Genomic DNA, 15,952 nt, shown 5'->3' with positions numbered 1-15,952 from the left:
TTTGATCACCCGCGCGCGTTAAAGTTGCGGCGCGCGATGCGGATGTCGTCTGGGTTTCTGAACATGTTCTGCAGGCAAGGTCGGCGAGAGCGAGTGAGATCAAGGATGCAGGTTGCCGAACCCGATGTTGCGCTCATGCAGGCCGGTGGCGAACTGTTGTTCGGCGCGACAAGGCGACCGACGGGCAACTCAGCAAAACCTGTCAAGCCTCGCGCGCGAAAATATTTCGCTTTATCAGAAATGCAACTCAGTGTATGGTTTGCCCGTCTCACCCGATCGAGGGGCGCTGCGCATCGTCACGGGTGTTGTGGTGAGATGCGGTGGACGCTGATCATGCAAGCGACGAACGCGTGTGACGCGGACGGTGAAGTCGTGTGGGCTATATTTTGAAGGTCGGTGAAAGGCGCTGAAAGCAACAAAACCCTTTATTTAAAGGGTTTTTCTTCTACCCTCATTCGAGGGCTTTCAGCGCATTTCGCCAAATCTAGGTCCCGGCCCTAAGCCTCTCTCGACCCTCCAAGGACTGAGAGGCCCAAGGGCCGCGACCATGGTCCCAAACCCTTCAGGAGCCTGAAACCACCATGGATACTACCACGACCACCGAACCCGCCAAGCGCGCGCGCAACAGCAGCGTCATCCTCACCGACCGCATGTGCGAGAAGCGCGTCACCAAGCGGGTCAAAATCTACGACCGCAAATGCCCCGGCCTACACGTCAGCATCACCACGGCTGGCGTGGCAACCTTCTCCGTCAAGTTCACCGATCCGAAGACCGGCAAGCAGCGCACCGGCTGGCTTGGCGTCTACAACCCCGAGACCTTCGCGGTCGAGGATGCCCGCAGCAAGGTCTACGCCCTACGGGGCACAGGCGCTGTGGCGCTCGCCGAAACCTTCCGCGACCGCAAAGTGCAGCAGGCGAAGCGGGGCAAGACCGTCGATGCAATCATCGAGGAGCGGATCGAGTGGATGAAGACGCCGGTCAAGAAGCCGGACGGCGAAATGCGACCCCGGATCGAAAGCTGGGAGAACGTCGCCAGCCACCTATGGCGCTTCCTCAGCCCATCGCTCGGCAAGAAGATCGCCAGCGAGGTCACCAAGCACGACATTGCGACGCTGTCGAACGACATTGTCGCAGGCAGGTTCGGCGGAAAGGCATCGGTGAGCAACGCCCGCCACATGCGGCGTGCGGCGTCGGGCCTGTTCAACTGGGCCGCCGAAGCGGGCCGCGACTATGTGAGCGCCAGTCCGTGCGTGAACCTACCGCCGCTGGACGAAGAGCACCCGCGCACACGGGTTCTCAGCGAGCACGAAATCAGGACGCTGTGGCACGGTCTCGACCGCGACGAGCTGCGATGGGATCGCAAGACAAGGTTGGCGCTCAAGTTCGCGCTTGTCACGATGTTGCGATCGGGCGAGATGCTGCCGATCCGCCGCGACGAACTCAACGCCGGGAACGGCACCGTCGATATTCCGGCGCGGCGGGTCAAGCGTCGGCGCACCATCGCCCAGCCGCTCAGCGATCTGGCAGTGGAGATTATCAACGAAGCGATGGGGAACTACGAGTTTGCCTTCACGGGCCGGTACGGCGATGCGCCGCTGAGCCGCAGCGCGATGCATAATGCGCTGCGCGGCAACAAGAAGACCAAAGGCATTTGCGAATTGCTCGGTCTTGCGCCGTTCACGCCGCACGATTTGAGGCGCACGGCGGCGACGATGTGTGGCGAACTCGGCCTGCCGGAAAGCGGCATCGCGCTTTGCCTCGATCATCAGGCGAACCAGGACGAGAACGGCAAGCCACTGCCTGCGATCACGAACCGGGTCTATAACCTTGCTACGCGCGTCAGGGTGGAAAAGAAGCGCAAGGTGCTTGATGCGTGGGCCATCGAACTGCGGCGGATCATCCGCAAGTCCGCAGAAACCGGACTGCGGCTCGCTGCCTGATGCACACCGCGATCTGCGGCAGTGAGCAGCCCGGTCAGCGAAAACTGGCCGGGCTTTTTTTGAAATCCGGTGAAACCCGCCATTTGGCCGTTGGTGCGCGTTAGGGGCGGCCAAGGTTCCTGTGACGGCTCCTCCGGAATAACGCACAGGCGGGCCGCGCTGGCAGTGATACAGTGCGACCGGGCCGGAAGGCGCGATCAACGCCCCGGCCCGGACTGACCAACCCAGTGGGATGAACACATGGGTAAGGCTAAGAGCGATCATACACCCGAACCGCGCGCCGCCACCCAGAAGATGGAGGCTCCCGATCAGCCGAAGCTCACGGACCTTGCGATTGAGGATTGCCGCCGGCGCTTTGAAGCGGGTAGCGCAAAGGCATTGATTGAAGCCATCGACTTCTGTGCGAGGTCCGGCAGCGCGATGCCCTTGTGGCTCGGCGAAGCCGTTTGTGCCCGCTTCGACCAGGTTCCGCTATGAGGTAAAGACGCTCGATCAAGCGTTCGGTGTTGAGCGGAAACGCGAGCGAATTTCCACTCGCAAGTTGCATCTATCGCTGCAGCCGCGCGTGGCTTGGGAAGTGATCCGATTGCACAGGCAGGAGAACCTTCCCATTGACGAGGCGCTGTTCGAGCGCATCGGCAAACAATTCAAAATCTCGATGGGAACGGCGCGCAGCGTCTACTACAACGGCAATCCGTGGCGAAGGATATTCGAAGTCGTGCCAACCGAACCTGCTTCGGAATAGGCGCTTCCAAGTTAACTGCGATTAACTTGGAAATACATCCGCGCAAATTTCGGTGATCCTCTGTGCATCCAAATGCACTCGGAGGACACGCAATGGCCTGCCCCGAAGCCGGCGACGCCGACGCGTACAGCATTGACGAATTCTGCAAGCGGCACCGCATCTCCGTGCAGCTCTTCTACAAATTCCGAGATGACATGCCAGCCACCTTCAACGTGGGCAGCAGGGTACTTGTCTCGCGCGAAGCCGCTGCGCGCTGGCGCGCCGAACGCGAAGCTGCGACCGCTGCCGTAGGGTGACGCCATGAACCGAATTGCGACGCCGCACAATGTGAAGGTGGACACGGCGATCAAAGAGCAAGCCGCAGCGCAAGAGGCCGCAGCGGACACGTCCGGGCCCCGGCGCATGCTCAATCAAGAGCAAGTTCTGCGGATCGTGCCGGTCAGTCCGGTAACGCTCTGGCGGATGGAGAAGGCAGGCCGGTTTCCGAAATCGACCTACATCTCCCCGAACCGGCGGGTCTGGTTCGCAGACGAGATTTCCGCGTGGCAGGCCGAAATCAATGGCCGAAGCCGTGGCCGCGCAAATCATCTCGCTGAGGTCAAATAGAAAGGCCGGGCGCTGCGAGCAGCGCACCGGCCAAATATGTGGGGCATCGAACACCCTCCATATGAACCGACGCGCAAACGCCCGCAAGCCCCGGCCTTCCAAACCAAGGGAGGTCAACATGATCGGTGAGTATTCTGGAACCATTAGCAAAATAGTAGACCGTGGCATGGCGCAGGCCCCGAGCCACGAAGACCGGCCACCCGACAACGGGGTGACCTCCGGGCCGGAAGTCACAGACGACCTGAACGCAGAGCAACGTGAGGTCCTGCGGCAGGACGCCGAACGATGGCGACGCATGTCGAACGGTAGCCATCTAGACGACTGGCTGGCCTACATTCCCGGTCTCCAGATCAGGCGTTCTCTGGCGATGCGGCATGCCCACACCAACACGCCAATCGGGAAACTCTATGCCGACGAATTCGCCGCGTTGATGCGTGCCGATGGCCTTCACACCATGGACAAGCGCGCCGTCACAGCGGTGCTCTGGCTGGGCGAAGAACCGGCGCGACTGCAATGGCTGCAGAAAATCCGCAACGCCATGACACCGGGCCAGCGATCGCGGCTCAACTCGCCGCACAGTGCACGCTGCCGCATCGAGCAAATCCTGAACGCCAAGACACAGCAGAGCAAGCCCACGGAGGAGGAGGCCGAACGCCTCACGCCGATGGAGAAGCTGAAAACTGAAATCGCCGAGAAGGACCGCAAGATCGGGCAACTCGAACGAGCGGCGAAGGGCGGCTCACTGTTCGATCTGCGCCTCGACCGCGCTGACGACATCGCGACAGGGATCGTGAACGCCGTCAGCGAGCACAAGGCGAAGCAGATCGCGCAGGGCATTTTGGCATGGTTCAAGGAACAGAAGAAGCAGCAGCGAAGACCAGCAGGCTAAGCCGTGACGCGCACGAGCATGACGACGAACAGGAAAACCACCCGGTGCAATCCCGCGCCGGGCGACACAGGAGAATGTGCCATGACGAGCAATACGAAGCCGCGAGACCTCACCAAGCTATCGACGGGCCAACTCAGGGCTGAAGCGGAGGCCCTGCATACTGCGGACATCGTCGATGCGCGCCTGCTCGCGCCCATCGAAGGCGAACTGCGACGGCGGAAAGCCGCCCGCGCCAAGCGTGCCGCCAGTGTCGTGGAGGTCACCACCTGATAGCAAAAACGCCGCCCCGGTGGGGCGGCGCTTCATTCATAGCTGCATCGAAACTGCCTCTAAGCGGGCAGCGACGATGTAGCGCAAACCGAACGCCGCATCAATGCCGATCACCAGCATCAACAAGGCGCAGCCAGTTTCCGGGCACAAGGGCCGCGACCGATGGCTTGGCGCGGTGATCGCCGCCTCCGGCCTCTCACCAATTGCCGTCAGGCTCGCCGTCAAGCTTGGGATATTTTTCAATTGCACCACCGGCCAATGCAATCCGGGCTATGCGAGGCTCGCAAGAGAGGTCGCGGTTTCGCGGCGCTCCGTGATCCGGGCCATTGTTGCGCTCGAAGCCGGTGGCTGGATCGCGGTCGATCGAAGCGACGGGCACCACGATCACAAAACGGAATTCATCCTGCTCATGCCGAGCGTACGGGTGACACCAGATGTCACCCCTACGGGTGACAAGGATATGTCACCCGTCCAGGCGGCGGGACGGGTGACAAAAAACAGCGGGACGGGTGACAAAGGCGAGACGGAACGGGTGACACACGCTGTCACCACTAATGAACCTGAAGAACCTGAAGAACCTGAGGGGCGCGCCTACGGCGCGCGGACCTCCCGTGTTGATAGAGAGAGTGCTGCCTCTAACAGCGCAAACACTGCCGATGACGAGACATCGATCCAGCGCGCGCCTGGAGGCGCGCTGATCGAGACTTTCGCAGCGCAAAAGCAAAAACCACCTGAACGCAACGAGACAGAAATGGGTACTGCCGCGAACGGGCGCGCTGCACCCAGCCCGTTCGCGCAGGTCTTGAGCGTCTATCCGGCAGATCGCGTCGGAGATGAAGCGAAGGCGTACTTCGCCTTCGACCGCGCGCTGGCTGCGCGGGGCAGTCTGAGCGTGGTTCTCGAAGACATCGCCAGCTTGATGCAGGACTACGGCGACGACGTTCCGTTCCTCGTCGATCTTATGAAAACCATCGAGCGCATATCGTGAAAGGGTACCACCACCAACCGAAGTGAGGACACCATGACGAACAACATCAGGACGACAATTGAAGAGTTTCTCGCGATCCGAAAGGAGGCCGGGCTAAAGATCGATCCGGAGACCGCTGAGGTCATGTGGACTTATGCGCAAACCTTCGATCCTTACGGGATTTACGACCTCCCGGAGGAATTCCAGCAATTTGGGCGGGAATATTTTGCCCGTTCTCCTGGGAGTGACATATGGGTCGAGTTCGGTGACCTCCCCGACGCAACCCGAGACGCGCTGCGGCAACGGCATAAGCGGCGGTTAGCGTTTCCTGCGGGACTTGAAGATATTCCGTTCTGACATCCCCATGAGCAACCGGCACCAGCGTCGCGCCGATGAGGCGGCATCGTCCATCGATAATTGCTGCCGCAACGCCGCTCGATGGTCGCGGCAGGCGTTCCAATGAAACTTTGCTGCGGCTTGATGAACGCGACAAGCTGCTAATCGAAATCGCGCACCGGTTCTATCCCGGCCTATCTCATCTGGAGGCCGCACACCGGCTGCGGTCCCGACTTCTCGTCTATCGCTCCGCGCGCTGGCGGCGCTCATGCCTGGACCTCCGATCACCGCATCCGCCAGAGAAGATCGAAACGCTGCTCTGGTCCTTGTTGAAATCGCGCGACGCGATACCGGCTGTGCGTTCGATCAGAGCGGTGCTGGGGCGCGCGCCTGACGGGTAACCCGCTATTCGTTGCCAACTGCCGGTGCGATCCTATCGATCATCATCAAGATGGAGGAGGAGACCGATGGCCAGACGCGAAGACGAAGGTTGGCGGCGACACGTGGTCGAGCAGGTGCTGCCGCGAATGGAGGCCACAGAACCCGCAGCAACAGGCTTTCAACCGGCAACAGCGGCGGACTTTGGGCCGGTCGCTTTTCACGGCAACCGAACGCCGGACGATGCGGCGGCGCTGCTGCCCGATGCAGCCGCCACGAAAGCGATAGCGATAGGACAGCGTTTTACCGATCTTTTCGCGGCGGTGCCGACGCACGATCAGGTGCAGGAATTGCGGCTCGAAGTCACTGTCCTCAAAAATCGCCTTGCTGATCTAAAGCGACCCTTAAGCGAGGGAGGCAGCCCGGTGCCCGCAACCCCGTGGCAGGTTGAAGACGTTGAGCGGCAAATAAAGCGCGCCGAAAAAGAACTCGCGCGGGTGACCGAGTTGAAGGAAACCCGCTCGGTCAGATCGACTGCTGCCGGACAGTTGCGTCAATCCGTCAACGATTGGGTTTTGCGCGGAATTCCCGGCGACTGCACGCTCGACGTGATCGCGGATGCGCCGGTTGCCGAATTGCTGAAGAAAAACGAAAGCCTAAGCGACGGAGTGGAGCGCTATCGACTGCGGCAGCGTGAGGGTGCCGCTGAGCGCCACCGCGTGAACTCGCAACAATGGCCGGTTTCGATGGCGGAGGCCGCTGCGAGAGAGTTGATCGAGCGGCTTGCAGATGCTGGCAGGCCCAACCTCGAAAACGCCATTGAGCACAATTTGCCGATCAGCTTTGCGACAACAAGGCTGACGACGAAAATTGTTAACGTCGATGCGCCCGGTGCCATCGGCTACGCGGAAATGCCGGACGTGCTTGGTCTACTCACATGGGTGTTACGCGATCAGCTACTGGCGCAGATCAACGCCGGTTTCCGTGAGATTGGCGACGACAAAAACGCCCTCGATCAGCAGCAGCGCGAGACAATGCTCGCGACCATCGACGCGGACAGTCTGGCTACGGAGAGAGCCGAGTGCGCGCTGATCTGGCACGCTGCCGAGCGCGGCGAAATTATTGATTTCAGGGCCGACACGACGCCGATGTGCGCGATCGGGGTGGCTCTTCGCACCGTACCGCGTGCAGAGCCACCAGGCACCAGCTACGGCCTCTCTTGGGACCTCGCTGGAGGGCGACAGCGATGACACCGATCGTGCAGCCGGGGCTTGCTGCCTGCTCCTCCCGGCGCTGCACGGGCGGCGGGGATGTCGTCGCGGCTGTCCTCGCCGCCACCACTACACGAACTGCGTTGCCGGAGCCACTGCCCGGCGGCGCTCCGGACGGTGCAACGGGGCCAATGGTTGGCCGGTGTCGATCCCGTCGCATCACGGGCCGGGGATGGTAGCGCATGCCATCTTCGGCCCGGCGCGGCCCGCTATGCACGCGCTGGCGGTGCTACGCGAACTTCAACGCGATGTCGGCCCGAAGCCGAGTTGGCGGCACCTGCTGATCCGCCGCGACACACGCCGCGAGTTTGGACCGGGCAACGCCCGCTGCCAGGTTGCGCGATGGTTCCTGCGGCGGCGGCCATGCGGAACGGCATGATCCAGATCAACGCTGCCGCGCGACCGCCGCCAAACATGGCGCATGGCATCAAGACGGCTTTCCAACATCGAACTGGCTGCGATTGTTGTTATCGTTCTCAGCGTGGCTTTACTTGCCTACGTCGGGTTCGCCATTTTGTCAGAACCATGAAGGCCGGGACCGGCCCCGGCGCTTGCTCCGCAGCGCATGGAAGTCCGGCGTGCCATCGTCGCGGGTAATCACAGCCTCGCCGTCGATGAGGAACGGACGATGCCAGGATTTTGCTGGCGGCTTCAACGATGGCCGGGAAACGGTCGGCCCAGTCATGGCCGCCGCGCGTGAAACAGCGGATGCGCAGGCCATCCCGGCGCACCATCAGCCGGTAGCCATCGTGCTTGATCTCATGAACCCAGTCAGGGCCGGACGGTGGCCGGGCCACCCTCGACGGCAGGCACGGTTCGATGAAGCCGGAGGGACGCCGCCGCTGGATCATGATCGGAGGATAGGCTGGCGACCCCGCGAGGAGCAACGCCGCCCTCGCGTTAACCCTCAACCTGCGGCGGTGTGGTAAATGCTTTGGGATTGTTTTCTGACGGGAACTTCACATGGCTGACACCTCGATCGAATGGACCGACGCGACATGGAACCCGGTCGCAGGTTGCACCGTGATATCTCCCGGCTGCACGAACTGCTACGCGATGCGGATGGCGGCCCGGCTCGATGCCATGGGCATGAAGAAATATCGCGGGCTGACCCGCAAGAGCGGCAAGCGGGCGGTCTGGACCGGCAAGGTCAGGCTTGATCACGACGCGCTCGGCATCCCGGCAGGCTGGAAGAAGCCACGCCGGATTTTTGTGAACTCGATGTCGGACCTGTTTCACGAAGCAGTTTCAGCAAAGTTCGTCGCCGCCGTCTGGGATGCGATGCAGGCAACGCCGCAGCACACCTATCAAATTCTGACGAAGCGACCGGATCAGATGGCGAAGATCACCGCATCGCTGCCGGTGCTGCCGAACGTGTGGCTCGGGACCAGCGTCGAGAGCGCGGACTATCTCGGGCGCATTGATGATCTGCGCAAGGTCGATGCTGCCGTCAGATTTGTTTCGTTCGAGCCGTTACTCGGGTCCGTGGCTCGGGCTGATCTGCGGGGCATTCAGTGGGCGATCGTCGGCGGCGAGAGCGGTCCGCGTTCGCGGTTGATGGACGAGCAGTGGGTCGCGGAGATTGAGACCGCATGCCGCAAGGCACGGACGGCGTTTTTCTTCAAGCAGTGGGGCGGAAAGAACAAAAAAGCGACTGGTCGCTCGCTTCATGGACGCACCTTCGATGAGATGCCAGACTTGAGAATGTGATGCGCGATCCGCGAGGCCAGACCGATAGCGGCGGGCCTGGGATTTGAAATAGCGAAGAACAGCGCAAACTGCGGAATGCCTCTGTCATCATTCAGACGCAGCGGTGGCAGGACAGACGAAAACAGCCCCGCCAGCCGCGCGCCGAAATACTTTTCCATATCATCGACCTCCGCTGTGCGTGCGAGGCGTTCGTCCGTATCGCCGAAAAGATTGGTACGTCGGCTCATCTCGTACCAGTCCTTCTCCCAATCTGGCGTGCCGATCATTCTGGTAAGCGCAGTGCGTTTTGATGCGTCCAAATCTTCAGCATCGCGCGTTGCTTGACGGAACAGCCCAGAAAGTGAAACCAAATACCAAACGTCGATTGCTTCCGTCCTCCTGATCGCCTCCAACGTTCGCCATTCAACCGACATCCCGTATGGATCGAGGAACATCACAGCTCGTGTCCCGGCCCAGCTTTTTTGCTCCTCCAAGAGGTTCATGATTTCGGCGTTGGCGTCACCCGGAACGACAGAGATGTTTCGGGATGGGTTTGCGGATCGCAAGTCGTTCAACGCTGCGACGTGTCTCGGCCTTTTGTCCATGAATACTAATCTGTCGAAGGCTGGCGAGACATCGATCGCAATTTTCGCGGATCCAGCTCGGCGCTCCACTCGCGCATCGACTTCAGGCCCCAGCATATCGGCGGCGCGACCGGGAATAAAAACGGTTCTCTCACCGGTGCCCGCGAAGGCGTCGACATACCAAAGGTTTGAGAATTGAGGGCGCAACGCCTTGGTAAACTGCTGAAGATACTCACCGACCAGAGACAATTTAAGGTCCGTAGATATGCCGCCAAATTCATGGTCGCTCTGAGCCATCGCCACCCACACCAGCTTTTCCCAGTCAGATAGTTTCGCAACTGGAAGGCGAGAGCAAGGGCAGATATGACCGAATTGCGCGAGAACCGACTTGTCTTCTTTGTCGGCCCCGCGCATCACGATCCGTAGTGCATCGTCCGGCAGCGGTCGCTGCAGTGTCTTGGCCTCATCCCACGGGGCGCGCATCCACACTTCCCCGCTCCGCGAGCGGTCGGTCGTCGTTCAACGGCGCGGGCCGGTCTCGACGTGAACGAAAGAGCGCGCACAAATCATCAAATGCGGCACGTCTTCTTCAAGCAACCGAAGCGTCGACGTGGCTAAAACAGACTGACGATGCAGGCGGGCGCGTGCCGCCTGGAGGCAGGCGCTCTAAAACAGAATTTAATGGGTATGGGCCGCTTGTGAACCCACATAGGACCGTGCCGGGTCCCCTTGCCGCTGGGACCTTTCTTTGGGGTCAACGATGGCAGTCCGGTCTGAGAGCCTTGCATACGCTTGTTGAAGAATTCAGCGTCTTGGGCGTCCACGTTCAGTATTGGATGCTGATAGCCGCTCTGATTACTGCGATCGCCGTGGTCTCCGGTTTGCGGAAATGACTGCATTCATTAGCGAGGCAGCCCAGCGCTCCAAGCGGACGTTGGCGAGCAGCGGCGCTCGGGCTTGAGCCAGCCGCGCGCCAGTGGGGTGATGACGTGTTGCGGATGTTGGTCACCGGCGGCCCGCCGGTACGCGGCGGCGGCGGCATGCCCCACCGCATCACGGATAGCTCGCGCCCGGTGTCGGTGTTGCGGACCAACGGAGCCGGATAATCCGGAAACACGCCCGGCATCGGCGCGAGGTTACCGACATAGCGATTGACGACGCGGAATAGGCGCTGGATCGCTTCTTGGTTGGTGGTGATCGAATAGAGGTTACACAAGGCCCTCTACCTATGTCCCTTCAAGCGTAATCAACATGTCCAAGTCGCTTGTGCATTGTTTCCGGAGAGCGATCAGCGGCAGATATTCCGGCGAGGTGTACCAAGCGTTGAGAGCGTCCGTGTCCGGAAACTCGATTACGACCACACGTTCTGGCTTCCAATGACCGCCTTCGGGAAATTTGTGGCTGCCACCCTTGGTCAGGTATCGGCCTCCGTGCTTCGCAATCATCGGACCAACCTTAATTCGATACTCCTCAAACTTCTCGGCGTTTGTAATGATGTGTTCAACAACCAAGTATGCCTTTGCCATTTTTTCAATCTCCTTGCTCAAACTCACCGTTCGCCCGTCCACCACGTTGATGGCGGATCGCTGGCTGAAATCTTGGTTGGCCGCAGCGCGACCAGATGGCTGCGCTTGTACGGATAGCGGCGGACTTCGGAGCATTGGCGGCAGCGCATGTAGCGCTCAAGTTCATGGACCGGCGTTGTCTTCGGTCGCCGCACGATGTCGAGGGCAACGGTCTGATGCGTGTTGCAGCCAAGGCATTTCACTTCGAGATAGCGATACCCGGCATTGAGCGCGTCACCGAGCGCGGGCGATGGCTGCGCCGGTCCCTGAAATCCGAGCATGCGCGCGTTCCACGCCTCGACGGCGAGCCGGTCGGCGTCCTTACGGGCTTCGGCGGCCCGCTCCGCAGCAGCCCGGATCGACGCGCCGTAGATCGCTTCGCGTGACTTTGTGCCCATGGGCGAAGAATGCGCCGGGCCGCGCGAGACAGGCAAGCCGCTACAGCTTGCGGTGGACAACGCGCCGGGCACAACGGAAGCGAAGCGCCGGTCAGTCCTGCTCATCCATCGGCGGCTCACCGGCCTTGTCGGCCATCGTCTGGCAGACCTTGGCCATCTCGGTGCGCACCTCGAACACGACGCGCTCGATATTGCGCCGGGTCGCCAGATCGCCACGCGGAGCACAGCGCGCCGCCATGCCGGACAAATGCGTCAGCACCACACCGCACAACTGGTCGGTCAGCTCGTCGACATCGCTTTGGAGTACCAGTTCGCGCCGCTTCTCCATCAGCCGCGTCTGCAACATCTCGGTCTTGACCTTGACGTAGTCGGCGTCGGCCTGCGTGCGCGGCGATTGCTGCCTCTCGCGCCGCAAGTATCGCAGATAGGCAACGCGGCTCTCGTCCAGCGGGAAGCCGTCACCTTGCCGCTGGATCACGCCTTCGGCTTCGAGCTTGCCGATGTAGGTCCGGCTGCAATCGAGGTGCAACGCCAGTGCCGACGCGCTGATGGTCTCGGCCTTTCTGGACGGCGGTCGAGGAACGGGTTTGGCGACGGGCGCGACGGTCTCGGTCATGCCGTAGGATAGCTCACTTCCGCTTTCTGTGGCAAAGCGGGCCATGCCCGGACTTGCCGCTCGCGCTAGCGCCGCAACCGATCCAAAGCTAACATTCGACGACCCTCGATGGGAGCTGGTTGGGCAAGCTGCACTTAACGGGCCAGCCATTGGAGAACCAACCATGATGTTACGGATTGCTTGCGTTGCTGTTGCGAGTGTCATCGCATGCAGCTACGCACGCGCCGCAGAGAAAACTATGCCGATCAACTTCATCGGCGAATGGTGTTACTCATCGCAAGAAAACAAAATAACTTCGTACACATTACCAAGCTGGACGGAGGATGGCCGCTGCACCAAAATCCTCTCCATCGAACAGTGGGGTTTTTACGGTGAAGGACGGCACTGCGAGCCGGTGAACGTGCGGCTTACAAAGGATACTGCACCGTCTGGAACCGCGTACATTGCTGCGGTCACCGCTCGCTGCCAAGCCGACGGCCCGGTGACGGAAGGTAAACTTCAAGCCTTCAAGTTCAATCGCTACAAAGGGAACCTGACCGTCACCACGGAGGCAGGCCCGGAGCCAATGAGGCAAACCAGAAACCCGAGCTTCAATTGTCAGCAAGCGAAGGCCCCAGATGAGGTTGCGATCTGTCAAACGCCAAAGCTCTCCGAGATGGATACCAAATTGGCCAATTTGTATTCTGGATACCGAAGATTGACTTCTGGTCCTGCTCGCCACCAGTTGGAGGTCGATCAAGCAGCGTGGCTTCAGCATCGACGGTCATGCGGCGGAACTCTTGGGTGCATTGCTAAAGCTTATAAGGACCGCGTCGATTACCTTTACCAGCATAGCACACCCGGCGTCTGTGGCGGCCCGATCCTGAAACAGCCTATTGGCTGCGATCCCGGTGGCACTTCGGAGATTGCAGATGAAGATGTTAGCGCCTTTTCCGCCGCCAAATAACAGACTGGCTGTAACTGCAACCACGGATTTTCTCGCACCAGTTATCCTGAATAGATGCGGTCGCGCGGTCCTCCCATCCGCCTATGCCCCTCAGAGGACCCCAGCCGCGATCGCGCCCCCAAGTGATGAATTCGGACGAGCGGCAGAGCGAGACACTGCCGTTATTGCGATTGTTTCGGGAGTGCATGGCGCAGGCGGGAGCCCAACGCTTGTTGCGACTGCTTGTGCTTTCGTTGGGATTTCTGTGTCGGTAAGGGGTCGCCGCCCTTTTCTGGCTGACCATAAAAGACGCTACCGGGCCCTGAGTGGGGCGGCACCCCAAAGGTAAACGCCATCGCGATGTGTGCGCCGCACACAAGCGGCAGAGCGATACAAACGAGGCGAAGAATATGCTTCATGCTTGCTCCTTCGATCACGTAGGCTTTCGAAGCGGCCCGAAGGTCTTCCCTATGGAAAGAGTTTCCAACGGCGACGACAAGCCATTGATTTAGATCAAGGCCACTTAAGTTCCGATGGCTCAAATTGCAAATTATGTCGCGATGTCACGCGCGAACCAAAGGAGCCAAGGCCATGTCGATATTGCCGAAAGGTTACCTACCCGCGTTCGCTGCTCTTGCGCTTTTGGTGCTTTCACCCCTTTCAAACGCTTTCGCGCAAACACCATCACCAGCGACACCATCGAGCGTTCTGCCGACAGGTGGCGGCGCTGCCCTCCTTGATCCATCAGACACTGTAATCTTGTTGTTGGATCATCAGACCGGTCTCTTCCAGACCGTAAAGGATATTAGTGTCGCTGACTTGCGGACGAACACTATCATGCTCGCCAAGCTTGCTACGCTTCTTAAAATTCCAGTCATAACCACAGCCTCCGAGCCAAATGGACCGAACGGTCCGCTTATGCCGGAAATCCATCAATTCGCGCCACACGCAGTGTACGTCCCGCGAAAGGGCGAAGTTAATGCGTGGGACAACGAAGACTTCGTCAAGGCTGTGCGTGCCACTGGTAAGAAGACTTTGATCATGGCTGGGGTCTGGACCAGCGTCTGCGTGATGTTCCCGGCGTTGGATGCAAAGGCAGCGGGGTTCAAAGTCTATGCGGTGACTGATGCCTCTGGTGATCCGAGTGAGATGGCATCGCGAACAACAGTCGCCCGCTTTATTCAGGCCGGGGTGATCCCAACTTCAACAAACGCGGTGCTATCTGAAACGCATCGCACATGGAACCGTCCTGAAGCCGCAGAGCTTGGAAAACTTTACGCATTAGTTGCACCCAACTACGCGGCAGTCATCGAGAGCTATCAAAAGGCTCAGGAAGTCGCGAAACAGACGACCGGACAGACGACCGGGAGCCGATAGCCGCGCCCCGTGTGAACGTCACTGGAGAACTCGCCGCCAGCGTCGAGCGCGTCACTGCGACGGGACAGGCGGGCGGGTATCAGGCGCTCATTTGTAATGTTAGGAACCCGACTTAGTCGGTATGCTCCTGGACCAATCGGGAGTGTTGCGATGACTTCTATCGACGAATGCAGAGCACGCGCAGCCGAATTCAAAATTCGAGGAAGCGAGCCGCACATTTCAGCCCGCCGATCCACGGTGCTTTTGAGCATTTCACGCAGTTGGACCGCGCTGGCGCACCAATTTGAGAACTTGGCGGTAATCGTCAAAGACGAACAGTAAGTCCGCCGTTGATCTTGCGACCAAGAGAACCGCGTCACCATTCACCAAGGCCCCCAAGTTGCTGGGGCCATTCTCCATAAGGGGTGTGAGAACGGTCGCCCTTGGCATCAGATGCACTGCCGAATTTTCCAGATGTAGATTTTAAGTCCTACGCGGGATTGCGTCATGAGCACTGGCATACTTTTCCTTTGGATTATAGCGCTGGGGTTGAGGCCGATTGTCATCGCTGCGATCGCTTTGTTCGCGTTATGAAGACGTCGGCAGTGCCGCTCACGGAGCGTGAAAAACAAATCCTCAGGCGCATGGCTCTGGGGCGGTCCGATGCTGACATCGCTCGCCAGATCGGCGGAACCGAAGCGCAAGTTGCGACCCAACGCCTTCGCTTGATCAGAAAGCTAAATATCTGCGCGCATGCGGAGATCATCGAAGCGGCCATTAATCTGGGGCCGTGGCCCCGTCAGATGAGGCGTCCTGATCTCCCTTCGCGAGTGTCCTAATTAGGACAGCACCCTCCAGCGCGCCGGGCTACAGGACATCGGGCAGGCCGCGCCAGCGCGCAGGGTGTGAAACTAGGGCCTATCGGGGCCCGGCGGGTTCGGGCGGGCCTTTCGTTCGTCCAGCAGAAATCGAAAAAAGCCCTTAATTTCCGGCACTTCCGACGTTTTCAACAGGTCGAAAAAGCCACTAGACATCAAGTCGTGTGGTCCTGACGCCCTAGCGGCCGGTGTCCCCAAGCAAAGCGCGAAAGCGTTTTGCGAAGGCGGTGACAAACAAGCCCAGTCTCGCCGGGGAGAGCACGAAGTAAGCCGTAACCCATCGCGCAGGGAAAGCCGGATTGCTCCGGTTACACCTGTGGTCCTACCCCCGAGCTTTCTACCTTTTGCTCGGGGCCCATGGGTGCGATCGGCACCCGGCTTTCCCTGCGCCCTCTGCAAGAGAGAGGGCGGAACGAAAGAGCAAAGCTCGGACGATTCATGTCGCGAGAATGCGAAGCTGTGTCCCCACCCACACTGTCATCGCCCGGCTCGACCGGGCGATCCAGTACGCCGCGGCCTCCCGGTTCAAGCTCCGGCGT

At 60.2% G+C, this 15,952-nt stretch carries 19 protein-coding genes and 1 pseudogene; 15 read left to right on the top strand and 5 right to left on the bottom strand.

Translation table 11 applies throughout. The features are described 5' to 3' along the window. Positions 1-581: 581 nt before the first annotated feature. The 11 genes from V5279_RS26820 to V5279_RS26770 all read left to right on the top strand — a co-directional run bounded on the left by V5279_RS26820 (position 582) and on the right by V5279_RS26770 (position 9,112). Positions 582-1,940, top strand: a complete 1,359-nt coding sequence (locus V5279_RS26820) for a tyrosine-type recombinase/integrase (protein WP_338689613.1) — start codon at positions 582-584, stop codon at positions 1,938-1,940. Between the two features lie 240 nt (positions 1,941-2,180). Next, positions 2,181-2,417 carry a hypothetical protein gene (locus V5279_RS26815; RefSeq protein WP_338689611.1) on the top strand — a complete coding sequence of 79 codons (237 nt, stop codon included), beginning with the start codon at positions 2,181-2,183 and terminating at the stop codon, positions 2,415-2,417. Further along, positions 2,389-2,685, top strand: a complete 297-nt coding sequence (locus tag V5279_RS26810; RefSeq protein ID WP_338689609.1) for a hypothetical protein — start codon at positions 2,389-2,391, stop codon at positions 2,683-2,685. The genes V5279_RS26815 and V5279_RS26810 overlap by 29 nt, the downstream gene beginning before the upstream one ends. Positions 2,686-2,777: 92 nt before the next feature. Then, the gene (locus tag V5279_RS26805; RefSeq protein WP_338689607.1) at positions 2,778-2,981 is read left to right on the top strand and encodes a hypothetical protein; all 204 of its coding nucleotides are present in this window, start codon (positions 2,778-2,780) and stop codon (positions 2,979-2,981) included. A 4-nt stretch (positions 2,982-2,985) separates the two neighbouring features. Beyond that, the gene (locus V5279_RS26800) at positions 2,986-3,291 is read left to right on the top strand and encodes a helix-turn-helix transcriptional regulator (RefSeq protein ID WP_338689605.1); all 306 of its coding nucleotides are present in this window, start codon (positions 2,986-2,988) and stop codon (positions 3,289-3,291) included. A gap of 118 nt (positions 3,292-3,409) precedes the next feature. Next, positions 3,410-4,180, top strand: coding sequence for a hypothetical protein (locus tag V5279_RS26795; RefSeq protein ID WP_338689603.1), 771 nt, complete (start codon positions 3,410-3,412; stop codon positions 4,178-4,180). 81 nt (positions 4,181-4,261) lie between these two features. Continuing rightward, positions 4,262-4,450, top strand: a complete 189-nt coding sequence (locus tag V5279_RS26790; protein WP_338689601.1) for a hypothetical protein — start codon at positions 4,262-4,264, stop codon at positions 4,448-4,450. Positions 4,451-4,553: 103 nt separating this feature from the next. Further along, entirely contained in the window at positions 4,554-5,438 is an 885-nt protein-coding gene (locus V5279_RS26785; RefSeq protein ID WP_338689599.1) for a helix-turn-helix domain-containing protein, read from the top strand. 33 nt (positions 5,439-5,471) lie between these two features. Then, positions 5,472-5,774, top strand: coding sequence for a hypothetical protein (locus V5279_RS26780; protein ID WP_338689597.1), 303 nt, complete (start codon positions 5,472-5,474; stop codon positions 5,772-5,774). Between the two features lie 446 nt (positions 5,775-6,220). After that, positions 6,221-7,381 (top strand): hypothetical protein, encoded by a 1,161-nt coding sequence (locus V5279_RS26775; protein WP_338689595.1) that lies wholly within the window; start codon positions 6,221-6,223, stop codon positions 7,379-7,381. Between the two features lie 984 nt (positions 7,382-8,365). Continuing rightward, positions 8,366-9,112, top strand: coding sequence for a DUF5131 family protein (locus V5279_RS26770; RefSeq protein ID WP_165127792.1), 747 nt, complete (start codon positions 8,366-8,368; stop codon positions 9,110-9,112). Here the strand turns inward: V5279_RS26770 and tcmP are convergent. The 5 genes and pseudogenes from tcmP to V5279_RS26745 form a co-directional block, all read right to left on the bottom strand. Next, on the bottom strand, positions 9,070-10,158 hold the full coding sequence (gene tcmP, locus V5279_RS26765; protein ID WP_338689589.1) for a three-Cys-motif partner protein TcmP: 1,089 nt from the start codon (positions 10,156-10,158) through the stop codon (positions 9,070-9,072). The genes V5279_RS26770 and tcmP overlap by 43 nt on opposite strands. A gap of 458 nt (positions 10,159-10,616) precedes the next feature. Further along, positions 10,617-10,891, bottom strand: a pseudogene (locus tag V5279_RS26760) (SOS response-associated peptidase); the annotation flags it as partial. A 10-nt stretch (positions 10,892-10,901) separates the two neighbouring features. Then, the gene (locus tag V5279_RS26755; protein ID WP_338689587.1) at positions 10,902-11,201 is read right to left on the bottom strand and encodes a DUF1330 domain-containing protein; all 300 of its coding nucleotides are present in this window, start codon (positions 11,199-11,201) and stop codon (positions 10,902-10,904) included. Between the two features lie 23 nt (positions 11,202-11,224). Continuing rightward, positions 11,225-11,638 (bottom strand): hypothetical protein, encoded by a 414-nt coding sequence (locus V5279_RS26750; protein WP_338689585.1) that lies wholly within the window; start codon positions 11,636-11,638, stop codon positions 11,225-11,227. Between the two features lie 91 nt (positions 11,639-11,729). Then, positions 11,730-12,254, bottom strand: a complete 525-nt coding sequence (locus tag V5279_RS26745; RefSeq protein WP_338689583.1) for a hypothetical protein — start codon at positions 12,252-12,254, stop codon at positions 11,730-11,732. Positions 12,255-12,417: 163 nt separating this feature from the next. On the opposite strand from V5279_RS26745, the gene V5279_RS26740 reads away from it, so the two are divergent. The 4 genes from V5279_RS26740 (at position 12,418) to V5279_RS26725 (ending at position 15,374) form a co-directional block, all read left to right on the top strand. Then, complete coding sequence (locus V5279_RS26740; RefSeq protein WP_338689581.1) at positions 12,418-13,200, top strand: hypothetical protein; 783 nt, start codon at positions 12,418-12,420, stop codon at positions 13,198-13,200. 570 nt (positions 13,201-13,770) lie between these two features. Then, positions 13,771-14,556, top strand: a complete 786-nt coding sequence (locus tag V5279_RS26735; protein WP_338689579.1) for an isochorismatase family protein — start codon at positions 13,771-13,773, stop codon at positions 14,554-14,556. Positions 14,557-14,706: 150 nt separating this feature from the next. Continuing rightward, entirely contained in the window at positions 14,707-14,877 is a 171-nt protein-coding gene (locus V5279_RS26730; RefSeq protein ID WP_338689577.1) for a hypothetical protein, read from the top strand. Positions 14,878-14,978: 101 nt separating this feature from the next. Then, entirely contained in the window at positions 14,979-15,374 is a 396-nt protein-coding gene (locus tag V5279_RS26725) for a helix-turn-helix transcriptional regulator (protein WP_338689575.1), read from the top strand. Positions 15,375-15,952 lie beyond the last annotated feature (578 nt).

Source organism: Bradyrhizobium sp. 26S5, from assembly GCF_036923295.1.
GTDB classification, from domain to species: Bacteria; Pseudomonadota; Alphaproteobacteria; order Rhizobiales; family Xanthobacteraceae; genus Bradyrhizobium; species Bradyrhizobium septentrionale.
The sequence above is the reverse complement of the archived record's forward strand: the minus strand, read 5'-3'. Positions and strand labels throughout refer to the sequence as shown.

Coding starts and splice junctions, on each gene's coding strand:
- V5279_RS26820 (WP_338689613.1), top strand. CDS start 582: ATGGATACTACCACGACCACCGAACCCGCCAAGCGCGCGCGCAACAGC.
- V5279_RS26815 (WP_338689611.1), top strand. CDS start 2,181: ATGGGTAAGGCTAAGAGCGATCATACACCCGAACCGCGCGCCGCCACC.
- V5279_RS26805 (WP_338689607.1), top strand. CDS start 2,778: ATGGCCTGCCCCGAAGCCGGCGACGCCGACGCGTACAGCATTGACGAA.
- V5279_RS26800 (WP_338689605.1), top strand. CDS start 2,986: ATGAACCGAATTGCGACGCCGCACAATGTGAAGGTGGACACGGCGATC.
- V5279_RS26795 (WP_338689603.1), top strand. CDS start 3,410: ATGATCGGTGAGTATTCTGGAACCATTAGCAAAATAGTAGACCGTGGC.
- V5279_RS26790 (WP_338689601.1), top strand. CDS start 4,262: ATGACGAGCAATACGAAGCCGCGAGACCTCACCAAGCTATCGACGGGC.
- V5279_RS26785 (WP_338689599.1), top strand. CDS start 4,554: ATGCCGATCACCAGCATCAACAAGGCGCAGCCAGTTTCCGGGCACAAG.
- V5279_RS26780 (WP_338689597.1), top strand. CDS start 5,472: ATGACGAACAACATCAGGACGACAATTGAAGAGTTTCTCGCGATCCGA.
- V5279_RS26775 (WP_338689595.1), top strand. CDS start 6,221: ATGGCCAGACGCGAAGACGAAGGTTGGCGGCGACACGTGGTCGAGCAG.
- V5279_RS26770 (WP_165127792.1), top strand. CDS start 8,366: ATGGCTGACACCTCGATCGAATGGACCGACGCGACATGGAACCCGGTC.
- tcmP (WP_338689589.1), bottom strand. CDS start 10,158: ATGCGCGCCCCGTGGGATGAGGCCAAGACACTGCAGCGACCGCTGCCG.
- V5279_RS26755 (WP_338689587.1), bottom strand. CDS start 11,201: ATGGCAAAGGCATACTTGGTTGTTGAACACATCATTACAAACGCCGAG.
- V5279_RS26750 (WP_338689585.1), bottom strand. CDS start 11,638: ATGGGCACAAAGTCACGCGAAGCGATCTACGGCGCGTCGATCCGGGCT.
- V5279_RS26745 (WP_338689583.1), bottom strand. CDS start 12,254: ATGACCGAGACCGTCGCGCCCGTCGCCAAACCCGTTCCTCGACCGCCG.
- V5279_RS26740 (WP_338689581.1), top strand. CDS start 12,418: ATGATGTTACGGATTGCTTGCGTTGCTGTTGCGAGTGTCATCGCATGC.
- V5279_RS26735 (WP_338689579.1), top strand. CDS start 13,771: ATGTCGATATTGCCGAAAGGTTACCTACCCGCGTTCGCTGCTCTTGCG.
- V5279_RS26730 (WP_338689577.1), top strand. CDS start 14,707: ATGACTTCTATCGACGAATGCAGAGCACGCGCAGCCGAATTCAAAATT.